At 67.7% G+C, this 20,603-nt stretch carries 11 protein-coding genes; 1 reads left to right on the top strand and 10 read right to left on the bottom strand.

Annotation, left to right across the window (positions count from 1 at the left end; all coding sequences use genetic code 11):
- Positions 1-158 precede the first annotated feature (158 nt).
- The 7 genes from GBA63_RS01065 to GBA63_RS01035 all read right to left on the bottom strand — a co-directional run bounded on the left by GBA63_RS01065 (position 159) and on the right by GBA63_RS01035 (position 13,432).
- Positions 159-500 (bottom strand): hypothetical protein, encoded by a 342-nt coding sequence (locus GBA63_RS01065; protein ID WP_166172665.1) that lies wholly within the window; start codon positions 498-500, stop codon positions 159-161.
- A 72-nt stretch (positions 501-572) separates the two neighbouring features.
- Positions 573-923, bottom strand: coding sequence for a hypothetical protein (locus GBA63_RS01060; RefSeq protein ID WP_166172663.1), 351 nt, complete (start codon positions 921-923; stop codon positions 573-575).
- A 163-nt stretch (positions 924-1,086) separates the two neighbouring features.
- Entirely contained in the window at positions 1,087-1,776 is a 690-nt protein-coding gene (locus GBA63_RS01055; RefSeq protein WP_228282253.1) for a response regulator, read from the bottom strand.
- Between the two features lie 100 nt (positions 1,777-1,876).
- The gene (locus GBA63_RS01050; protein WP_228282428.1) at positions 1,877-7,486 is read right to left on the bottom strand and encodes a PAS domain S-box protein; all 5,610 of its coding nucleotides are present in this window, start codon (positions 7,484-7,486) and stop codon (positions 1,877-1,879) included.
- The gene (locus tag GBA63_RS01045) at positions 7,486-9,318 is read right to left on the bottom strand and encodes a CHASE domain-containing protein (RefSeq protein ID WP_166172657.1); all 1,833 of its coding nucleotides are present in this window, start codon (positions 9,316-9,318) and stop codon (positions 7,486-7,488) included. The genes GBA63_RS01050 and GBA63_RS01045 overlap by 1 nt, the downstream gene beginning before the upstream one ends.
- Before the next feature lie 286 nt (positions 9,319-9,604).
- On the bottom strand, positions 9,605-10,573 hold the full coding sequence (locus GBA63_RS01040) for a GNAT family N-acetyltransferase (protein WP_166172655.1): 969 nt from the start codon (positions 10,571-10,573) through the stop codon (positions 9,605-9,607).
- Positions 10,574-10,738: 165 nt separating this feature from the next.
- Entirely contained in the window at positions 10,739-13,432 is a 2,694-nt protein-coding gene (locus GBA63_RS01035) for an ATP-dependent Clp protease ATP-binding subunit (protein WP_228282252.1), read from the bottom strand.
- 196 nt (positions 13,433-13,628) lie between these two features.
- On the opposite strand from GBA63_RS01035, the gene GBA63_RS01030 reads away from it, so the two are divergent.
- A complete protein-coding gene (locus GBA63_RS01030) occupies positions 13,629-14,306 on the top strand; it encodes a PRC-barrel domain-containing protein (protein WP_166172653.1) in 678 nt (225 codons plus the stop codon).
- A gap of 43 nt (positions 14,307-14,349) precedes the next feature.
- On the opposite strand, the gene GBA63_RS01025 is transcribed toward GBA63_RS01030, so the two are convergent.
- The 3 genes from GBA63_RS01025 to GBA63_RS01015 all read right to left on the bottom strand — a co-directional run bounded on the left by GBA63_RS01025 (position 14,350) and on the right by GBA63_RS01015 (position 20,563).
- A complete protein-coding gene (locus GBA63_RS01025; protein ID WP_166172651.1) occupies positions 14,350-17,412 on the bottom strand; it encodes a non-ribosomal peptide synthetase in 3,063 nt (1,020 codons plus the stop codon).
- A gap of 7 nt (positions 17,413-17,419) precedes the next feature.
- Positions 17,420-19,033, bottom strand: a complete 1,614-nt coding sequence (locus GBA63_RS01020; RefSeq protein ID WP_166172649.1) for a BCCT family transporter — start codon at positions 19,031-19,033, stop codon at positions 17,420-17,422.
- Positions 19,034-19,267: 234 nt separating this feature from the next.
- Positions 19,268-20,563, bottom strand: coding sequence for an Nramp family divalent metal transporter (locus GBA63_RS01015; protein ID WP_166172647.1), 1,296 nt, complete (start codon positions 20,561-20,563; stop codon positions 19,268-19,270).
- Between the last annotated feature and the right edge of the window lie 40 nt (positions 20,564-20,603).

The following is a 20,603-nucleotide window of genomic DNA, read 5'->3' as shown; positions in this document are numbered from 1 at the left end:
GCAAGGATCCGGACCACCCCGGACGACCTTCGATGGCTTGTCTTGCATCGGTGTCGTGCTTCTCCTGGTTCGGGATCACCCACGAATAAGGGTCTCACCGACGCCGGAGCGGTGCATACCGCAAATGCGTTATTTCTTGCGCGCGGGGCTGCGGGGCCTTAGACGGTGCGGGCGGCCGGCCGGGCCTGGGAGACGGCGTCGAGCAGGTCGGAGAGGTCTACTTGCTCCCTGGTGGAACGTTCACCCCCGACGTAGAACGTCGAGAAGGGGTCGCAATCGGGGTAGAGCTCTACCCAGTTCGGGACCCTGTCCTCCACGAGGGGCGTGAGCCTGCTGCAGATCACGAGGTCGGGCCTCAGGCGCAGTACCTCCCGGTTCAGGTCTCCCGAGTCCGCCTCGAACACCTCGATGTCCGGGAGGGAGATCCGCAAAACCGCCGCGATGCTCTCCCTGTATGACGCCAATTCGTTCGCCACCAATATGTGTCTCAAGGCTTCCATGCCGGATATATTATGGTGGCCGAGGCACCGCGGCATCACGAAAAAGGGTGAAGTTTCACTAACCATTTTGGGCTACGCCGAGCCCGAGGCACGGTCCACTATGGAGAGCAAGTCTCCAAGCTGTATATCCGCGAATTCCGTCATCCTTCCCCGCTCGAAGGCAACCGAATGTGCCGCGTGTCCCGGATAGAGCTCCACCCAGACCGGCACCCGGTCTCGCACTTCGTCCGTGATGCGGCTGCAGATCGCGACGTCCGGGGAATAGCTGGAAATGCAACTTTCGAGGTCCTCCGGCTCCGCGACCTCGAGATCCAGCTCGGGGCGCAACTGGCGGAAGACGGCCGCTATGCTCTCCCTGTAGGAACGCGGCTCGTTTGCCAGCAAGACCCGCAACCCACCGTTACGGTGGCGTGAACGCTCCACTTCCGCCCGACTCGTCGGTTCTCTGCCCGTCGGTTCTGGCAAGCCCCCCCCCTGCCCCCTCATGGAACACACCCTGCCATCCGTACAGCCATGCGGGCAATCTGCCCGGACCGTCGGGAATTCTAGCATGGCGGCCCCCGCCCGGATAGTACGGGAAGAGGGGCTAGCGGATCTCGACGACGCCGTTGCGCGCGGCGAAGACGAGGGCCTGCAGGCGCGAGTGGACGTCGAGCTTGTTGAGGATGTTGACCATGTGGGTACGCTCGGTCTCCACGGTAATGTGCAGCTTCTGGGCTATGTCCTTGCTGTCCAGGCCCTCCGCGAGCGCCTGCAGCACCTCTTTCTCGCGCCGCGTCAGCCTGTCTATTGCCTTCTGCGCCTCCAGCTCCTCCTGGCGCTTGCGGCTCACCATGCGCAGCATCTCGATGATCTCGTTCGGCGAGAGCAGGGCCTCGCCGGCCTTCAGGCGCCTCACCGCGTCCACGATGTCGCCTATGGCGGCTGCCTTGTGGAGCACGCCGGAGGCGCCCGCCTCGACGGCCCGGGCGAAGCGGGCCGGCTCCAGGCTCGCGCTGAGGACGAGCGTGGTTACCGCGCTGCCCTTCTCGGCGAGCTCCTCTATAAGGTCGAAACCGTCTCCGTCCGGCAGGGCCAGGTCGCAGACGGCCACGTCGGTGGCGTCCGCCGACCCGTTCAGGAACTCTCGCGCCTCGGCGAGCGTGCCGGCCTGTCCCACCACGACGAACTCGTCCTCCCGCTCGAACATGAAGGCGAGCGCCTGACGGAAAGAGGCATGGTCCTCCACGAGGAGGATGCGGGTCTGCTCTTTCTCCACACCGTTCTCTACGGTCACCATCTACCCCCGGATCATGAAAAGCCACGCCAACTCCGCAGCCCCGACGCGTCGACACAACTATAATCGAGTCGCCGGATCTTATCCTGGTCCTTTTGTACTAGAAATCTTGTTCCTTTGCCGAGATTTCTTCGGCCAGCCGGGAGAGCGGCACGCGCAAGAGCACCCGCGTGCCCCCGCCGACCCCGCTCTCGACCTTGAGCTCCCCGCCCAGATCCAGCGCCCTCTGACGCATGGAGTACTGCCCGACGCCCGAGTGCGAGTCTTCCGGATCGAAGCCGCGGCCGTCGTCGACGACCTCGGCGTACAGGTTATCCCCATCGACGCCGATCTCGACCCGGACGCGGCTTGCGGCGGCGTGGCGGCGGACGTTGGTAAGCGCCTCCTGGACGATCCGCACGACCTCCCTCCCGTACCCCTCGGGCAGTCTCTGCGGCACGCCGCTCCCGACCACCAGGTCCAGCTCGTACTTCCCGCGCGCCATGCGGCGGCTCAGGTCCACGAGGCTCTTTAGCGAGGAGACGAAGGACCGCTCCGTCGTCTCCTTCAGCCGCAGTTCGAAGATGGCGCCGCGCAGCCCCTCCACCGAGCGTCTGAGGGCGTCGGCCGAGTCCTGCAGGGCCGGGTCGTCGCCGTTCTGGCCCGTAACCTGGAGTACCTGTATCTCCTGCAGGGCGTAGACGATGTCCTGCAGGATGCTGTCGTGGAGTTCGCGGGCTATCCGGTTTCGCTCGGCCTCCCTGATGCCCTCGAGCGCCTTCTCGGCCCGCCGGCGCCCGGTCACGTCGTGGGCCACCACGCACATCGCCCGCCGGCCGCCGTAGGGCACGGTGCTGATGCTGATCTCGACGTCCACGAGCCCGCCGTCCTTGCGCCTGTACTGCCTCACGCCGAGGGAGAGCCGTCCCTCGCGCACCACGCGCTCGACGTTGCGCCCGACGCTCTCCCGGTCGTGGGCGCTTATGTCGTAAAACGACATGCCCTTGAGCTCCTCGGGCGTATACCCCAGGGTCTCGCCCAGCGCGGCGTTGGCCTCCAACACGCGCAAGGATTCGATGTCCAAAAGGAAGATGCTCTCGACCGCCTGCTCTATCACGCTCCTGTAGAGCTCTTCGCTCTGCCTGAGGGACTCCTCCGCCCGCTTGCGCTCCGTGATGTCGAGGACGGTGCCGAGCAGGAGGTCGGGCCGCCGCTGCTCGCCCTCGAAGAGCGTCTGCCCGCGCGAGATCACCCAGCGCAAATCGCCGTCCGGGCGGACGAACCGGAATTCCTCGGCGTAGAGCCCGTCGCCGTCGGGCTGAAGGGCGGCCCCCATGGCCGCCTCGACGCGCGGCCGGTCTTCGGGATGGACGAGGGGCGTGATGCCGGAGAGCGAGAGCGGCGTGTCGGGGTCGAGGCCGCAGATCTCACGGGTGCGGGCGTCGGCGAAGATCTCGTCGCGGCCCGGGTCCCAGCTCCAGGTGCCCAACCTGGCGACGCCGAGGGCCAGGTTGGCGCGCGCCTCGCTCAGGCGCAGGGCCTCCTCGGCCCGCTTGCGCTCGGTTATGTCCTTGAAGACGAGGGTGAACCTCCCGCCCCCCTTCGGCTCGACCGGGGAGGCGTACACGTCGAACCAGCGGCCCATCGCCTCCGAGCCGTCCTCGAAGCGGAGCGTCTCGCCGCCGAGCCCCACCCGCCCGTACGTCTCGACCCAGCGGCCCTCGAGCCCCGGCACGAGCTCCGTGATCGTCTTGCCCACCGCGTCGGCGAGGCCGGTCATCTCCTCGAACTTCGGGTTCACGTCGAGGAAACGATAGTCCGCCGGCGTGCCGTCTTCGTCGACGACCATCTCGCACAGGCAGAACCCCTCGTCTATGGTCGTGAAAAGCGTCCGGTAACGCTCTTCGGACTCGCGCAGGGCCTCTTCCGCCCTGCGTCTTTCGGTTATGTCCTCGACCACCGCTATCAGGTACTCGGACGCCTCCGAGGGCCCGCGTACCAGCGAGACCGTCTGGTTGACCCAGACGGTCGAGCCGCGCTTGTGGAAGTAGCGCTTCTCCATCCAGAAGGTCTCTATCTCACCCGAGATCAGCCGCCCCAACGACTCGAGGTCCTTGTCGAGGTCGTCTGGGTGGGTTATCCGCTGGAAGTCGAGGTCCAGCAACTCTTCTTCGGTGTGGCCGAGGATCTCGCAGAGCCTCCGGTTGACGCGCAGCCACCTGCCGTCGAGCCCGACCTGGGCCATCCCGACGGCCGCCTGGTCGAACGTGGCCCGAAAACGCTCCTCGCTCTCCCGAAGCTCCCTCTCGGTCCGCTTGCGCGGGGTGATGTCCGTGGAGATGCCGCACGTCGCGTAAGGGGACCCGTCCGGCCCCTTCAACGGGAACTTGACGGAGACGTAGGTGTGCGTGCCGTCGTCCTGGAAGACCGTCTCCTCGACTTCGAGCGGGGCCTCCGAGCGGAGCACCTCAAGGTCGTTCTTCCGGTAGGCGTCCGCCGACTCCTTCCCGAAGATATCGTGGTCGGTCTTGCCGATGACCTGGTCTTTGGCGAAGTGGAACAAATCCTCGAAGCGGCGGTTCACGAGGACGTAGCGGCCCTCGGCGTCCTTGACGTAGATCACGGCCGTCGTGTTGTCGAGGATGGCCTGCAGGCTCTCCTGGCTCTCCCTTAGCGCCTCCTCGGCCGCCTTGCGGGCGGTGACGTCGTACCGGATCGCCGCGTACTGGTAGGGCTTGCCCCGCTCGTTCAGGAAAGGCACGATCGTGGTGTCCACCCAGTAGATCGAGCCGTCCTTTGCCCGGTTCTTGAGCTCCCCGCGCCAGACGCGCCCCCTGGCGATGGTCCTCCAGAGGCCCTTTATGTACTCGGGCGGGTGGTGGCCGGAGTTGACCAGGCGGTGGTCCTGGCCGACGAGTTCATCCTGCGAGTAGCCGGAGATCTCGCAGAACTTGTCGTTGACGTAGGTGATCGCGCCCTTCTGGTCCGTTATGGCGACTATGGCCGACTCGTCGAGGGCGAACTTGAGGTCGGCGAGTTCCTTGAGCGTCCTGCGCAGGCCGTCCTCGGCCTCCGCCCTCTCCGTCACGTCGGTCGCGACCCCGATCACGCCCTTGACCGCGCCGTCTTCGGCGCGCAGGGGCCCGTACCAGGTCTCGAAGACGAGGCCCCCGACCTCGCTCGTGCCGACGAACTCCTCGCCCGCGAGCGCCCGCCGGATGTCTTCGAGGACGCCGGGCGCGCCGGCGTAGACTTCGTAGGCGGAGCGGCCGGCCAACTCGCCGGGCTCCAGGCCCAAAGTCTTCAGCCCACGCCCGGCGGAGAAGGTAAAGACGCCTTCCACGTCGAGGGAGAAGAGCGCGACGGGGGCGTTCGTGACGACGGTCCTCAGGAGCTCCTCGCTCTGCTTGAGTGCCTCCTCCGTCCGCCGGCGTTCTGTGACGTCGCGGGAGTTTACGACTATGCCCTGGATCACCGGGTCGTCGAGCAGGTTCTCGCCGACGGCTTCCAGGGTGCGCCACTCGCCGCTCTTGTCCATGACCCTGTACTCCACGGGCGGAAACGGGCCGGGATGGTCCTGGTAGGCGGAGAACACGCCGGCCACGCGGTCGCGGTCGTCGGGGTGGATCAACTCGAACGCGTTCGACCCGATCCTCTCCTCCGGCTTGTAACCCAGCACCCGCTCGATGGCCGGGCTCTCGTAGACGACGGTCCCATCCTCGTCCAGCACGATGATGATGTCCGAGGTGTTCTGCACCAAAGACCGGAACCGCTCCTCGCTCTTGCGCAGCGCGTCCTCGGCCTGGCGCCGCTCGGTAACGTCGATCCCGTAGATGCGCAGGAGGCCGCCCTCGGGCGTGCGCGAGACGGTCTGCTGGTAGTAGCGCCCGCCCACCTCGATCTCGCGGGTGAAAGGCCGCCCCCCCGCCGACCAGATGCGCTGGTTCACCCCTTCGAGGTCGGCGAGCGCCGGGTGGTCCGGCCCCAGCCTCCGAAGGTCCGGGAAGCGGGCCTGGGCCACGGGGTTCAGGTAGGTCGGCTCGCCGGCGACGCTGGTCTCGATGATGGGGTTCGGGTTGAGCTCGGGGAATGAGGCCAGGCGCGCGAGCTGCTCCTCGGCCTCCTTCTGCTCCGTTACGTCCCTCTGGGTACCCCAGACCCGCACCACGTATCCGTCCTCGACTATGCCGGTGAGGTTGTTGACGATGACCCTGGCGCTGCCGTCGCGGTCGAGCTCGGTCGTCTCGCCTTCGGTTATGCGGTAGCCGGCCCGGGTCGCCGCCCTCAAGAACTCCACGTTCTCCGGCTTCGAGCGGGGCAGGAGGTCGCCGACCCTGGCGCCGACGATCTCTGATGCGCCCCCGAAGCCGTACATCCGGGCCATGGCGTCGTTGCACTCGGCGAGGTAGGCGTGGCGGTAGAGGTGGTCCAACTGTTCGTCGTCTGACAGGTCCGTCGGCAGCGGCTCCTCGAACTCGAAGCACCAGATCCCCTCTGTGCTCTGCGCTATAAAGGTCCTGTAGCGCTCCTCGCTCCTGCGCAGGCCCTCTTCGGCGAGCTTCTGATCCGTAATGTCGTACTGGACGCCCTGCCAGTAGAGGGGGTTCCCATCCTCGTCGCGCACGAGCACGGCCTCGTCCCTGATCCAGACCATCCTCCCGTCGCTGGCGAACTGGCGGTACTCCGCCCTGAACGGCTCGCCCGTCTTGTCTGTGCGCTCGTCCTCGGCGAGGACCCTCTCGCGGTCGTCGGGGTGCATGATCTTTGTCCAGTGATCCCCGTCGAGCAACTCCCTGTCGGCCGGGTAGCCGAGCACGCTCTCGACCTGCGGGCTGACGTAGGTGACGCGCTTGTCGCCGGTCAGCTGCTGGACGTAGGTGACGGCCGGTATCTGCTCGACGAGGGTCCTGTAGCGGGCCTCGGCCTCCCTCACCTTTCTCTCGGCGTCCCTGCGGCCCGTGACGTCGCGCGCCAGGGCGAGGTGGAGCGTCTGCTCCCCCGACTCGAACGCGCCCACGCGCACCTCCACGGGGAAGGTCGTCCCGTCCTTGCGCCGGTGCTTGCCCTCCAGCGTGACGGGCGCGCCGGAGGAGATCCTGTCCCACACCCCGCGGAAGGTCTCGGGGGGAATCCCGACCTCGACGTCGGCCACGTTCATGCCGAGCAACTCCTCCCTGGAGTACCCGAGCGACTCGCAAGCCCGGCGGTTGACGTCCACCAGGTTGCCCTCCAGGTCGTGCACGAACATCGCGTCCGCGGCCTGCTCGACGAGCCGACGGAACCGCTCCTCGCTGCGCGCCAGCGCCTCCTCGGCCCTCGCCCGCTCCCTGCGGACCCCGGCCTCCTTGAGCTCGCGCGCGATGGCCGGGCAGAGCCGCGCCATGTTCTCTTTGGTCAGGTAATCGTTGGCGCCCGCCTTCATGATCCCGACGGCCGCGTCCTCCCCGATCTTGCCGGAGACGACTATGAAAGGCACGTCGTACCCGAGACCCCGCAGGAGCTCCAACGCGTCCGGAGCCCTGAAGCGGGGCATGTAGTAGTCGGAGACGACGACCTCGAACGGCCCCCCCCGGGCGTCGGCGTCTTTCAGCGCCCGCTCCATGTCCTCGGGGGTGTAGACCCGCTCGTAGTCCGGTTCGTAGCCGCCGCGCCGGAGCTCGCGCAGGAGGAGCATGGCGTCGTTCTCGGAGTCCTCGACGAGCAGCAAGCGCACGGGGACGCCCGCTCCCATCACGCCGGCTCTCTCTTCCTGGCGGCGGCCTCTTCCGCGGGCCTGTCCCTCCCGCCGAGCGTGAAGCGGAAGGTGGCCCCCTCACCCACCTCCCCCTCGGCCCACACCTCGCCGCCGTGGCGGTGTATGATCCTCGCCACCGTTGCCAGCCCTATGCCGGTCCCCTCGAACTCCTCCGGCCCGTGCAACCGCTGGAAGGCGCCGAAGAGCTTGTCCTTGTAGGCCTCCTCGAAGCCCGCCCCGTCGTCCGAGACGTAGAAGGCGCCCCCGGAGACGCCGAAGCGGATTGTCGCGCGCTCCTCCCTGGAGGTGAACTTCCAGGCGTTGCCGAGCAGGTTTTCGAGGGCCACCTTCAGCAGGCCGACGTCGCCCCTGGCCGTGACGCCTTCCTCGATGTCGAACTCCACGTTGCGCCCCGGGGCGGTCCTCCTCAAATCTTCCGCGATGCCCGAGGCGAGCGCGCTCAGGTTCACGCTCTCGCGCCTCAGCGGCCTCCGGCCGACCCGCGAGAGGTCGAGCAGGTCGTCTATGAGCTCGGCCATGTGCCTGCTCGCGGACCGGACCCGCCTCAGGTAGTCGAGGCCCTCGTCGTCGAGCTTGTCGCCGTAGTCCTCCGAGAGGATCTGGGAGAAACCGTCTATGGTGCGCAGAGGCGCCCTCAGGTCGTGGGAGACGGAGTAGGAGAAGGCTTCGAGCTCCCGGTTGGTCCCTTCGAGCTCCCGGTTGACGTCTTCGAGTTCCTCGCTCGCCCGCTCGGCGCGCAGGCGGCTGCGCACGAGCATCAGGGAGATGCCGAAGAGCAGCAGGCTCACCCCGAGCCCCGTCGCCAGCACGAAGAGGGGCAGGTTGCTCTGCGCGTTCCTCTCGAAGCCCCGCAACGTGGCGAAGTACAGGCTCCAGTCCCGCCCGGCCACCTCGAGCCTGCGCTTCTCGGTGAACAGCTCGTCACCCCCCATGCCGGCGCGCTGTATCCCGTCCGCGTCGTAGAGCAAGGCGCTTGCCTCGACGTCCAGTCCGTCGTACACCTCGAAGTCTATGGCCGGTTCGAAGCTGCCGCCGAAGACGGCGTCGAGCAGGTCGTCACTCCTGAAAGCGCCGACTATGAAACCCTGCAGGGCCCGACGACGCTCGGCGACGGTCCCCGTGGGCTCGCCCGACTCGTAGACCGGCAGGTAAACCGCGAAGCCCTGCAGCCGCGCGAGGTCGGCGGTCGCCCCAGGGGGGTTCTCCGTGAGCACGTAGGTCGTCTCCGTGGCCTGCGGCGAGCCTGAGTCCCTCGCCCGGTTCATGGCCGTCTTATAGACGGTGTACGGGTACTCGTCGCGCCCGAACATCTCGCGGTTCGCCTCGTTCGCGGGCGCCGCGAGGCTTACGGGGAAGTAGACGCCGCGCTCCCCGCCCGGATCCAGATCGGGCCGAAGACCGGGCAACCCTTCCTCCATCATCCTCTGGACGAAATCCTCGCGCTCGGAGGGCTCCACGCGCTCCGCGTACGCGAGGGTCTGGAGACCCCCGAGGCGCCTCCCCGGCTCCACGCCCTTCACGTACTCCTCCCACTCGGCGGGGGTGACGGATTCGCTGGCGAGGATCAGGCCGCGGGCGCCGAACATCGCGTCCAGGTAATCGTCCGTGCGGCGGTCCACGGCCGCCTGGGTGGCCCTCACCGTCTCGCCGAAGCGCACGCCGTTCTGCTTCTCGACCGTGTCGCGCACGTAGTACCAGGCGAGCGCCGTGAGGAGCAGCGAGATCAGGAGCACCCCGTAGGCGGCCGCCCCCCGCCGCAGATGGCGCCAGAGGCGCTCCGGCCCGTGCCACCCTCCCGATGCTCTCAAGCGAAGCCCCCGGAGGGGGGCGATCCGCAAGGCGCCGCGCGGGACGTGTCCCCAGCCGAAAACGCCTCGCTCACCCCTGCAAAAACCTCTCTAACCGAAACGTGGTCGGACACCTCCCCCGAGAGGCACGCCTTGCGGCCCATGTTACCCGGCGCACACACGGCCCGCAACACCCGCGAAACCCGGCGAAGCACGGGCCAGGCTTCGAGAGGGCGGCCGCGCATTTGGGATCTCTTCTCCCTTTCGCGCGGCAATAGCCGACACCACGCCCGATAAGACCCCGGCGCTACGGGGCCGGGGTCGGGCCGAAGTCCTCGCCGGGACGCAGCTCCTTCTGGTAGACGACGTAGCTGCTCGTGGTCCGCATCCCCGCCCGGCCGTAGAGCCTCGGGGCGCCCGTCACGCTCTGCGCGTCGACGCTGAGCCCCACCTTGCGGATGCCGCGGCGATGGTACTCGGCGAAAGCGTGGCGCAGCAGCGCCAGCCCGAGCCCCCGGCCCCGCCACGGCCGCCGCACGCCGACCACCTCGACCCATCCTTCGCCGGCCACCGTCTTGCACAGCACCGACCCGGCTATCTCGTTGCCATCCGTCGCCAGAAACCACATCGAGGGGTCGAAGTCCTCGCCCGCCATCCTGCCCGCGAAGCGTTCGAACGTCCCCCCGGGACGGCCCCAAACGTCCCGGAAAGCGTCTTCCACCGCCTCGAAAACCTCTCGATCGTCCCGGCCCGGGACGAAGGCGCGCGGCCCCAGCCCTTCCGGCCACGCCGGGGACGGAGGAGGCCCCTCCAGGTCTACCTCCATGACGTAGGTCCCGCGCACGGCCTCGTAGCCCTTGCTTTCGAGGAGTCTCCGGGTGTCCTCTGAGGTCGAGATCACGTAATGCTTGACCACGATCCTGACACCCGCCGGCGCGAGGTGCGTGCGGTCGCGTATCCAGTCCTCGCCCCATCCGACGAGCCAAGCACCGATCCCACGCCCCCGGTGTTCCGGGTGGACGTAACCGTAGACGCTCAACGAGACGAACGCGCGGTTGACCACGTCAGCGTAGCCTGCGACGGTCCCGTCCGGGGCGGACACGAGCACGGCCTCCTCCGCGAGGTCCACCTCGCGCCAATCGTCCAGGACGTGCTCGACGCTCGTGCCCTGCGCGCCGCCGTCCACCCGCACGCACGCGGCCATGAGGCCGGCGACCGCGCCCGCGTCTTCCGGCGTGGGCGGCCTCCGGGAGAACCCTGCCGGCAACCCTTCCATGACGCAAAGCCTAACACCGCGCCGAACGGCGCTGCTACACGACGGGCGAAGCCCCTCCCACCCGTCGGCGCCTGCTGCGAGTCGTACACGGCAGGGAACGCCGGACGGGCAAAGTGAAGGGCCCCCCGGATCGGGGGCCCTTCAGTGGTCATCGTTGCGGCCGATTTACTGCTGCGTGACGGACACCTTCTTCTCGAAGGTCAGCCCGTCGCCCGCGCGGTCCACGACGACGGTGTCGCCGGGGTCGAAGTCGCCGCCGATTATCCGGCTGGAGAGCGGGTTCTCGACGTAACGCCTTATCGCCCGGGCCAGGGGCCTCGCGCCGAACTTCGGGTCGTAGCCCGTCTCGGCCAGGAACGCCTTGGCGGCGTCGGTGACCTCGACGGAGATCCGCTGGCTCTCCAGGTGCTTGTTCAGGCGGGAGAGCATGATGCCGACGATCTCGAGGACGTTCTCGCGCGTGAGCGGCTCGAAGACTATGATCTCGTCGACCCTGTTTATGAACTCCGGCCTGAAGGCCCGCTCCAGGGCGTCCATGGCCCGCCGCTCGGTCTCCTGGAAGTCCACGCCGTCGGATGAAGTGAACCCGAACTGCTTGGTCGAGACGAGGTGCTGGCTCCCGACGTTGGAGGTCATGATGATCACCGTGTTCTGGAAGTTCACGGTCCTGCCCTGCGCGTCCGTCAGCCTCCCGTCGTCGAGCAACTGGAGCAGCGTGTTGAAGACGTCGGGGTGGGCCTTCTCGATCTCATCAAAAAGGACCACGCTGTACGGCCTGCGGCGCACGGCCTCGGTGAGCTGGCCGGCCTCGTCGTAGCCGACGTAGCCCGGAGGGGCGCCGACGAGCCTGGAGACCGTGTGGCGCTCCTGGAACTCGGACATGTCTATCCGGATCATGGCGTCCTCCTCGCCGAAGAGGTACTCGGCGAGGGTACGGGCGAGCTCGGTCTTGCCGACCCCGGTCGGGCCGAGGAAGATGAAGGATCCGACGGGACGGTTGGGATCCTTTATGCCGGCCCGCGCCCGCCTGACGGCCTCGGAGACGGACTTCACGGCCCTGTCCTGCCCGACGACCCGCTCGTGGAGCACGCCCTCGAGGTTGAGGAGCCTCTCCGCCTCCTCCTGGACGATGTTGGTCGCGGGCACCCCGGTCCACTCCTCGAGGATGCGGGCTATGTCCTCGCGCCCGACCTCGGGGGAGTTGTCCTCGCGCCGGCCGACCCAGCCCTCCTGCTGCTCGCGCAGCTCGGCCTTGAGCTGCTCCTGGCGCTGCTTGAGGTTGGCGGCCTTCTCGTAGTCCTCGCCGCGCACGGCGTCGTCCTTCTCGCGCTCTAGCTGCGCTATCTCCTCCTCTATGCGCCTCACGTCCACCGGCGGCACCGCCGAACGGAGCCTCACCTCGGCCGCGGCCTCGTCCAGCAAGTCTATGGCCTTGTCCGGGAGGTAGCGGTCGGTGATGTAGCGGTCGCCGAGCTGCGCCGCGGCGACTATGGCCTCGTCGGAGATACGGACCTTGTGATGGGCCTCGTAGCGGTCCCTCAGGCCGAAGAGGATGCCGACCGACTCGTCAACGGTCGGCTCGTCCACGAGCACGGGCTGGAAGCGACGCTCGAGTGCCGCGTCCTTCTCGACGTGCTTGCGGTACTCGTCGAGCGTGGTCGCGCCTATGACCTGCAGCTCGCCTCTTGCCAAGGCAGGCTTGAGCATGTTCGAGGCGTTCACGGCGCCCTCGGCCCCGCCGGCGCCCACGATGGTGTGGAGCTCGTCTATGAAGAGGACTATGTCCCGCTCCTCGCCCTGGAGCTCCTGGATCATCTGGCTCATCCGCTCCTCGAAGTCCCCGCGGAAACGGGTGCCGGCCACGAGAGACCCGGTGTCGAGCGCGAGCACGCGCTTGCCCCTGAGCGACTCGGGCACGTCGTCGGAGACGATCCTCTGCGCCAGCCCTTCGACGATGGCGGTCTTGCCGACGCCGGGCTCCCCTATGAGCACGGGGTTGTTCTTGGTCCTGCGGCTCAGGATGCGGACGGAGCGGGCTATCTCCTCTGCGCGGCCCATGACCGGGTCGAGCTCGCCGTTGCGCGCCGCCTCGGTAAGGTCGCGGGTTACCTGATCCAGGGTCGGCGTCTTGCTCTGCGGACCGGGCTGACCGCCCCCGGCGCCGAAGCCGCCGCCGAAGTTGCCGCCGCCACCGGGACCGCCCGGTCCGGCTGCGCCGGGGACAGCGCCGCCGCGCTGCTGGAGGAGACGGAGGATCTCACGCCTCAAGGCCTCCGCGTCGCCGGCCCCGTTGCGGGCCAGGATCTGGTACGCGTTGCCGTCGCCCTCGCCGAGAAGCCCGAGCAAGAGGTGCTCGCTGCCGATCTGGGCGGCCCCCATCTGCCGCGCGGCCTGGAAGGCGAGCTGCAGGGCGTGCTTGGCGCTCGGCGTAAAGGTGTAGACGGCCTCGCCAGGGTCGCCGCGCTGCGCGCCGAAGGTGGAGCGCATCTCGTCCACGTTCGCCCCGGCCCGCTTGAGCGCCTCGGTCGCCACGTTCTCGCCGGTGACGATGCCCGCCAGCAGGTGGTCGGTCCCGATCGCGTTGGTCCGCGTCGTCCCGGCCGAAGCCTCGCGGGCCCGCATCACGGCCTCCCTGGCCTCGCCGCTGAGGGCCTCGAAGAAGTTGTTCGGCCCCTGGCCGCCCTGCTGCTGCACGAGGTTCTGCAGCATCTCGAACGGGTTCCCCCCGCCGTAAGCGCCGCCGAACATGCCGAGCTGCCGCGCGCACTGCGTGCATAAGTAGCTCGTCGCGCGCTGATCCCCCTGCTGCCGAAAGACCTGCACGCTCGCCGGCCTGACCCCGCAGTTCTCGCATATCATCAGCCGAAGCCTCCTCTGGGATAAAATCTATAACCCTCTTCCCCCTCGCGGGGAAGCGTCGTCAGGCTAAATCTTAGTCTGCAACGCTAAGATTTTATTACCGAACACCGGTAGTTCAAGGCGGCTTAGGGAAGCGGGGCGTGTGGGTAAGATGGGGTTTCCGAAACCCCGTTTCAGTTCTACTCGGAGGTACGAAATGGAAGATCGCGGGCTGGTAGGCATAGAGGCGCGGGCGGCGGACGGTGAGGCGGTCGGGCGCATCTCGGAGGTCATAGAGGACGAGGATGGGTCGATCACGCACGTCGTCGTCGAGCGGGATGAGGAGAGCCTGGAGGTCCCGATCACGGCGTTGACGTTGGACCGGGACGCGGACTTCGCCACTTTCCACGCCGACCCCTCGGACGACGAGCCCGGCGACCACGTCGGCGACGAGGAGACGCCCCAGGGCTACGCCCCGAACGAATCCGACGTGGACGACGGCGAGCACGAGGGCCAGTTCGTCACCACCCCGACGGACCCAGACGAGGCCGTCTCCCTGGACGAAGAAGCATCGACCGAGGCGGACGAGGCGGGCGGGTGGGAGGACGAAGGCTCGACCACCGCCGACTCCGGCTACCCGCGCACCGACGTCTACATAGACCCCGAAACGGGGGAAGAGCAGGTGGACCCACAGCTAGAGGAAAACGACTCCCTCGGCGCCGACGTGAGGGACCTAGTAAACGGCACGGGCCTGACCGTCCTGGCCGTAAAAGACGGCGTCGTTCAACTAGGCGGGTCGGCTGCCACCCGGGAGGATCTGGCCGGGAACGTGGAGGAGGTCAGGGGACTCGACGGCGTCCTTGACGTGGACACCACGGACGTGGACGTGGGGTAGCGGTTCGCGCAGCGAACCGCGCTGTCAGCCTTCTGGCTGACCGCTAACCCTGGCGTCCGCTCTCCTGTAGGGACGCTGGTTCCGGCGCCCAACCTCGTGCGGCGAAGTACCGGGCGTAGGTCAGGATGAGGTCCTCGTTCAGATCCGGCCTTGTCGGGCCGTCTTCGCCCAGGATTCGCCGGGTGTTCCGGTCGTCGTAGACGTTGTTGTCCGAGAGGTCTGCGGCGTCCGGGGAGGCCCCGCGCAGGACGCCGCCGGGCCCGTTTTCGTCTTCGGGCGGCGCGGCCTCCAGGCGGTTCGACCATTCCTCGTGGGGGACGAGATCCAACACGTATCCTCCTTCCTCCAGCCAGTCGAAGACCGTCTCCGCGGGAACGGGCTCCGGGTTGGCGAGGTGGTAGGTCCCGCCGAGGGCTTCGGGTTTGGAGGCGACGTCGAGGATCGCGGCGGCCACGAAGTCTACGGGCGTCATCTCGAGCCTCCAGCCATCGACCTCGGGCGCGGCCCCCAGGCGCAACGACTCCGAGAGTACCGCTCCCTGCAGGTCGCGCGGGTTCGAGGCGCCGGTCTCGGAGTGCCCCGAGATGAAGCCCGGCCTGTAGACGCAGGCCGGAAGACCTCGCCCGGCCGCCTCCCGCACGAGCTTCTCGGCCACCCATTTGGACCGGCCGTAGCCGTCCTCGCGGGCTTCGGCGAGGGAGTCGAGATCCGTGTCCTCCTCGCAGAGTTCCGCGTCTGGGGGGAAGATGCCGTCGGTCGAGACGAAGTGGAACGGCTTGGTTCTGCGGCGGCAGGCGAGGCGCAGCGCCTCGCGCGTGCCACCGACGTTCGGCGCCTTCAGCGCGGGATAAGGGTAGACGAGGTTCACGGCGGCGGCGGCGTGGATCACGAGGTCCGCCTCCCGCGCCAGCGCGTCGAACTTCTCCGGGTCCATACCGAGCAAAGGCTCCCCGAGATCCCCCACGACCGGCACGACGCGGTCCATACCGTCCACCGGGAGCCCGTAGCTTTCGAGGTTCGAGGCGATGGTCTCGATGGGGTCCTCGTCCTCGCGCTCCCGGACGAGGCAGTGGACGCGGGCCCCCGTCGAGGAGAGCAGGCCGTCGAGGAGGAAGGCCCCGAGAAAGCCCGTGGCACCCGTCAGGAAGACGTTCTCTGCGTTGCGCAGGTCCTTCGTCTCTCCTCCCTCCGGCAAGATCTCCGGTTCCAGGACCGCCTCGGCGCGAAGGTCTACCTCAGATGGGCGCGCTTCGCCGTCTTCGTCGCGCTGGAGGGCTTCGATCCTGTCGCACAGCCCGCCCACCGTCGGGTCCTCCATGAACAATGGCATCGAGACGTGGACGCCGAAGCCCTCCTCCACGCGGCCCGAGAGCTGGGCCGCGGCGAGCGAGTGACCGCCGAGGTCGAAGAAGTTGTCGTCGGTTTCGACCTCGTCTTCGTCCAGGCGCAGCGTCTCTTCCCAGATCCTCTTGAGCAGGTCCTCTTTCTCGGAGCGGGAGGCGTCGGCGGTGAGCCGTACGCCGGAGAGATCCCCGTCGCGGCCGGGGCGGGCCTGGCGGGGCGGGGAAGGCGGGAGCTTCTTGCGGTCGACCTTGCCGGAGGTGTCCTGTATGGGGAGGGCGTCGAGCTCGACGTAGACTGCGGGTACCGCGTAGTGTGGCAGGGCGTCGCGCAGGGCGCTGCGGATCTCCTTGCTGCGCCCCGTCTTCGGGTCGAGGTCCCAACCGGAGAAGCGGTGGTCGTCTTCGGGCTCGGGGACCACGTAGGCGACGAGGCGCTTGTCCTCGCCCTCGTCGCCCTCGGAGACCACGACGCAGGCCCGGACGGCGAGGCGGGTCTCGATGGCGGCCTCGACCGCGCCGAGCTCGACGTTGTAGCCCCTTATCCGCACGCGGAAGTCCGCGCGTCCGAGTATCTCCAGGTGCCCGTCTGAGAGCATCCGTCCCCTGTCGCCGGTCCTGTACATCCGCGCCCCGCCCTCGCCGGCGAACGGGTCCGGCACGAAGCGCTCCGCGGTCTTCTCCGGCAGGTTGACGAAGCCGCGGGCGAGCATCTCTCCCCCGACGACGACCTCGCCCGGTTCCCCCTCGGGCACGCGCCGAAGCCCGTCGTCCAGGACGTACAGGCGCTCCGGGCGGGCGGGACGGCCAACGGGGCAGTACGTGGACTCGGGGTGGCCCAGGGCTTCACCGAGCTCCGTTACCGCGACCTCGTGGGTCTCGGCGATGCTGTAGAGGTTGTAAGAACAGGTGTGGGGCAGCGCTTCTAGCAGGCGGCGGGCCAGGGTCTTCGTGACCACCTCGCCGCAGACCCAGACCGTCTTGAGGTCGGGGAGGCGTTCGGCGAGGTCAGGGCCGCTCGCGTCGAGGACGGCCTCCGTCAGCGAGGATGTCATCTGGATCTCTGTGATGCGGTGCTCTTCCAGGTATCGAACGAGGGCCGGCGGGTCGTAGATGACGTCGTCCCCGATGACGTACGAGGCCCCGCCCCGCAAGAGCGGCCTCAACACCTCCCACACGAAGAAGACGCTGCACCCGACCCGGTCATCCGGCCCATAGTCGCTGATACCGTAGCGCCACAGGTACGAGAGCACGGGGGCCCGGTGCGGGTTCGCGATGCCCTTCGGCTTGCCCGTGGTTCCCGACGAGTACGGGATGAAAGCCAGGTTCTCCCGGTCCACCCGGGGAGGTTCGGGGGTTTCGTCGGACGTCGCTGGCTCCTCCACGTCCATCCGGAAGCCTCGCTGCCAGTCGGGCAGGCGTCCGGCGTGGGCCTCTTTGGTGAGCACGACGATAGGCTCGCAGTCTGATAGAACGTCCTCGAGTTGCGAGGGCGGGTAGGCGAGCTCCAGGGGGACGAAGGCGCCGCCGGCCTTCATGGCGGCCAGGATCGCCACCACATACTCCGCGCAGCGCTCCATGTACACGCCGACCGCCGCGTCCGGCGCGACGCCCGCGCTCCGCAGGTGGGCGGCAAGCACGTCGGCCCGCCGGTCCAGTTCCGCGTAGGTCAGCGTGGTCCGCGCGTCGACCACGGCCGTCGCGTCCGGGGTTCTCCGGACCTGGCGCTCGAAGAGCTCGTGCAGGCAGAGGTTACGTTCGTCCATGATCGGCCTAGCGCTCCCGCGCGTCGCGTTCCGAGCGCATGTGCTGGGGCGCGGGGACGCCGGGCGGACGGGTGGCGGCCCGTTCCGGCTCGGGGGCGGTTCGGCGCTCGGGGGCGGTCCCGGGCTCCGCGCGGAGTTCCTTCATCAGGGAGTAGCACATCGCGATCATGACGAGTACGAAGGGTGCCGCGGAGATGATGGCCGCCTGCTGCAGGCCTTCGAGGCCGTTTGCGAGGAGGCAGATCGCGGCGGTGGCGCCGGCGAGGGTCCCCCAGACCACGACGACCGCCCGGTTCGGCTCCAGGGCGCCCCGCGAGGAGAGCATTCCCATCACGACAGCCCCCGCGTCCGCCCCGCTAATAAAGAAGAGCGCGACGAGGACTATGGCGATCAGGGACATAAGACCCGCCAGCGGGAACTCGCCGAGGGTGGCGAAGAGGGCTACGGTCGAGCTCTCGGAGACCGCATCCACTATCCCGGGGTTGCCGGTAAGCTCCAGGTTGAGGGCCGACCCGCCGAGGACGCCGAACCACACGAACGTGACCAGGCTCGGCACGACGAGCACGCCGAGCACGAACTCCCTGATGGTGCGCCCGCGCGAGATCCTGGCTATAAAAGTCCCGACGAACGGGGTCCAGCTGATCCACCACGCCCAGTAGAAGACGGTCCACGAGGCGAGCCAGGCCGCGTCCCCGAACGCCGCCGTCCTGAAGCTCATCGGGACCAGGTTGGCGAAGTAGCCGCCGACGGACTCCGTGAAGGTGTTCAGGACGAAGACCGTGGGGCCCACGACGAACAGGAACAGGACCAGCGCCACGGCAAGCACCATGTTCACGTTCGAGAGCCACTGGATGCCCCGGTGGATGCCTGAGACCGCCGACAGGATGAACGCCACGGTCATGAACGCGATAATCCCGATGGCCCACGCGTTCGAGTCGGCCGGAACGGCGTCGGTCAAGAAGTTGAGACCGCCCGTGATCTGGAGCGCCCCGAGCCCCAGGGAAGTCGCCGTCCCGAAGAGCGTCGCGAAGATCGCTAAAGTGTCTATGCCCTTGCCTATGGGCCCGTCTACCTTGTCCCCGAGTATCGGGTAGAACGCGGAGCTTATGAGGTTCTTGCGCCCCTTTCGGAACGTGAAGTACGCGAGCGCCAGGCCCACGACGGCGTAGATGGCCCACGGGTGGAAAGCCCAGTGAAAGTACGAGTACTCCATCGCCAGCAGCGCGGCGCCCTCGGTCTCCGCCTTGGCCAGGCCGTGGGGCGGGGCGGCGTAGTGGGAGATGGGCTCCGCGACGCCGAAGAACATGAGGCCGATGCCCATGCCGACGCTGAACATCATGGCCACCCAAGAGACGGTCTTGAACTCCGGCTCGTCGTCGTCGGCACCGAGCTTTACCCTTCCGTGGCGCGAGAAGGCCAGGTAGACCACGAAGATCAGGAACCCGAACGTCGAGAGGATAAAGACCCAGCCGAAGGAACCTATCAAAAAGTTCAACGCCGCGGACGCGACCGCCGAAAGGTTCTCCGCGAAGAGAACACCCCACAACACGAACAACGCCGCGATGCCTACCGACACCCCAAAGACGCCCATGTCAACCGTCGAACCCGCGGACCTTCTCATGCGCTACCGTCCTTCCCTGATCTCTGTTCACTACAAAAACATTGCCGTGATGTTTCAGGTTGCGACAGGACGCCGCGTGAGAAGTGTCAGGACCACGCCCCGGTCGAAGACCGTTGCGGGCGAAGCAGCCCGGATACGACGGTGCACATAGTACCCCGTAAACGCGCAGGTTCCAGCGGTTATGATGAGGATAGCTTTAAAGTTTTATTAAGTTTCGTTAACTTGTTCGGAGAATCACCCTCCCAGGGCGCCCAGTATCTCCTGGGCTCCGACGTAGAGGAAGATCAGCAAGGAGACGCCGAGGATCGCGTTGGAGAGCAGGCCGCTGCGGAACTCGCGCGGGACGCGGAGGTTCAGGAGCCAGAGGAGCGTAACGGCGAGGAACGGCATGAACAGGGCGCCGAGGGAAGCGTAAACGATCACGATGGTAACCGGCTCGTCGAAGGCGAGCAGCAGCATGGGCGGGAACGTGATCCAGGCCAGGAAGAGGCGGAAAAAGACGCCCGTCTCCGAAAGGTACTCCTCGCCCTCCTCCTCCGGCACCCGCCTGATGGTCCTCACCAGGTCGCCGAAGAGGTAGGCGCCGCCGTTCCAGGCACCCGTGATGGAGCTCGTCGCAGCAGCCCAGAAGCCGATGAGGAACAGCCAGCTCGCCACCGGGCCGAAGCGTTCGGAGATCGGGTTCGAGAGGGCCACGAGTCCGTCCTCGCCTTCGATGCTCGTCCCGTTGGCGAACAGGAGCTCGGCGCCGATCACCAGCATCGCGACCATGAAGACGCCGGTCATTATGTAGCCGACGGCCAGGTCGGTGCGCATCATCGGGATCCAGGCCGGCCGCCGCCAGCCGCGCTCGCGCACCCAGTAGGTGTAGGAGACGAGCGTAAAAGTCCCGCCCACGCCGCCTATAACGGCGAGCACGAAGGGTAGCGACCCCTCGGGCATCCGCGGCACCACCGTCCCGAGGGCGAGCTCGCCCAGGCTCGGGGTGAGCAGGACCGCGAGGCCGACCACCGTCAGGAACATCAGGCCCACGAAGACCTCCATCACCCGCTCGAAGAGCCCGTACCGGCCGATGATGCAGATGCCGAACCCGAAGACGACGGAGTGCAGGACGGCCCACAACCAGAACGGCAGGAGGCCCGGGAACATCGCATCCGTCGCCAGCGCGGAGGCGGAGGGGGCGGCGGCGCCGAAGAAGAACGTGACGAGCGCCAGGTAGACCATAAAGTAGATGCTCGCCCACCAGCCCATCGAGTGCCAGCCTTCGAGGATCGTCGTCTTCGTCGCCATGTACCAGCGGCCGAGCCCCTCCGTGAGCGCGAACTTCAGCGCGGCGCCGAGGACGACGGCCCAGATCAGGACGGTCCCGAACTCCGTGCCGGCGGTGAGCGAGGAGACCATGTCCCCGGCCCCGACCCCCGTCGCGGCGACGACCAGACCCGGCCCGATGAGCCTGAGCCTGCTCCCCCAGGTGGACGGGGCCTCCCCCGCTTCTGCCTCCCCGACAGGCCTCCCGGTAACGTCCGCCATGGGTTCTCCCCTCCCGAAAACCGTTTCCCTGGCCGCATTA

The organism is Rubrobacter tropicus (assembly GCF_011492945.1).
Taxonomy (GTDB): Bacteria; Actinomycetota; Rubrobacteria; order Rubrobacterales; family Rubrobacteraceae; genus Rubrobacter_D; species Rubrobacter_D tropicus.
This window is presented reverse-complemented; position numbering and strand designations above follow the sequence as displayed.

Excerpts from the sequence above, each read along its gene's own strand:
- GBA63_RS01025 (WP_166172651.1), bottom strand. The coding sequence starts at position 17,412 with ATGGACGAACGTAACCTCTGCCTGCACGAGCTCTTCGAGCGCCAGGTC.
- GBA63_RS01020 (WP_166172649.1), bottom strand. The coding sequence starts at position 19,033 with ATGAGAAGGTCCGCGGGTTCGACGGTTGACATGGGCGTCTTTGGGGTG.
- GBA63_RS01040 (WP_166172655.1), bottom strand. The coding sequence starts at position 10,573 with ATGGAAGGGTTGCCGGCAGGGTTCTCCCGGAGGCCGCCCACGCCGGAA.
- GBA63_RS01065 (WP_166172665.1), bottom strand. The coding sequence starts at position 500 with ATGGAAGCCTTGAGACACATATTGGTGGCGAACGAATTGGCGTCATAC.
- GBA63_RS01035 (WP_228282252.1), bottom strand. The coding sequence starts at position 13,432 with ATGATATGCGAGAACTGCGGGGTCAGGCCGGCGAGCGTGCAGGTCTTT.
- GBA63_RS01030 (WP_166172653.1), top strand. The coding sequence starts at position 13,629 with ATGGAAGATCGCGGGCTGGTAGGCATAGAGGCGCGGGCGGCGGACGGT.
- GBA63_RS01015 (WP_166172647.1), bottom strand. The coding sequence starts at position 20,563 with ATGGCGGACGTTACCGGGAGGCCTGTCGGGGAGGCAGAAGCGGGGGAG.
- GBA63_RS01050 (WP_228282428.1), bottom strand. The coding sequence starts at position 7,486 with ATGGGAGCGGGCGTCCCCGTGCGCTTGCTGCTCGTCGAGGACTCCGAG.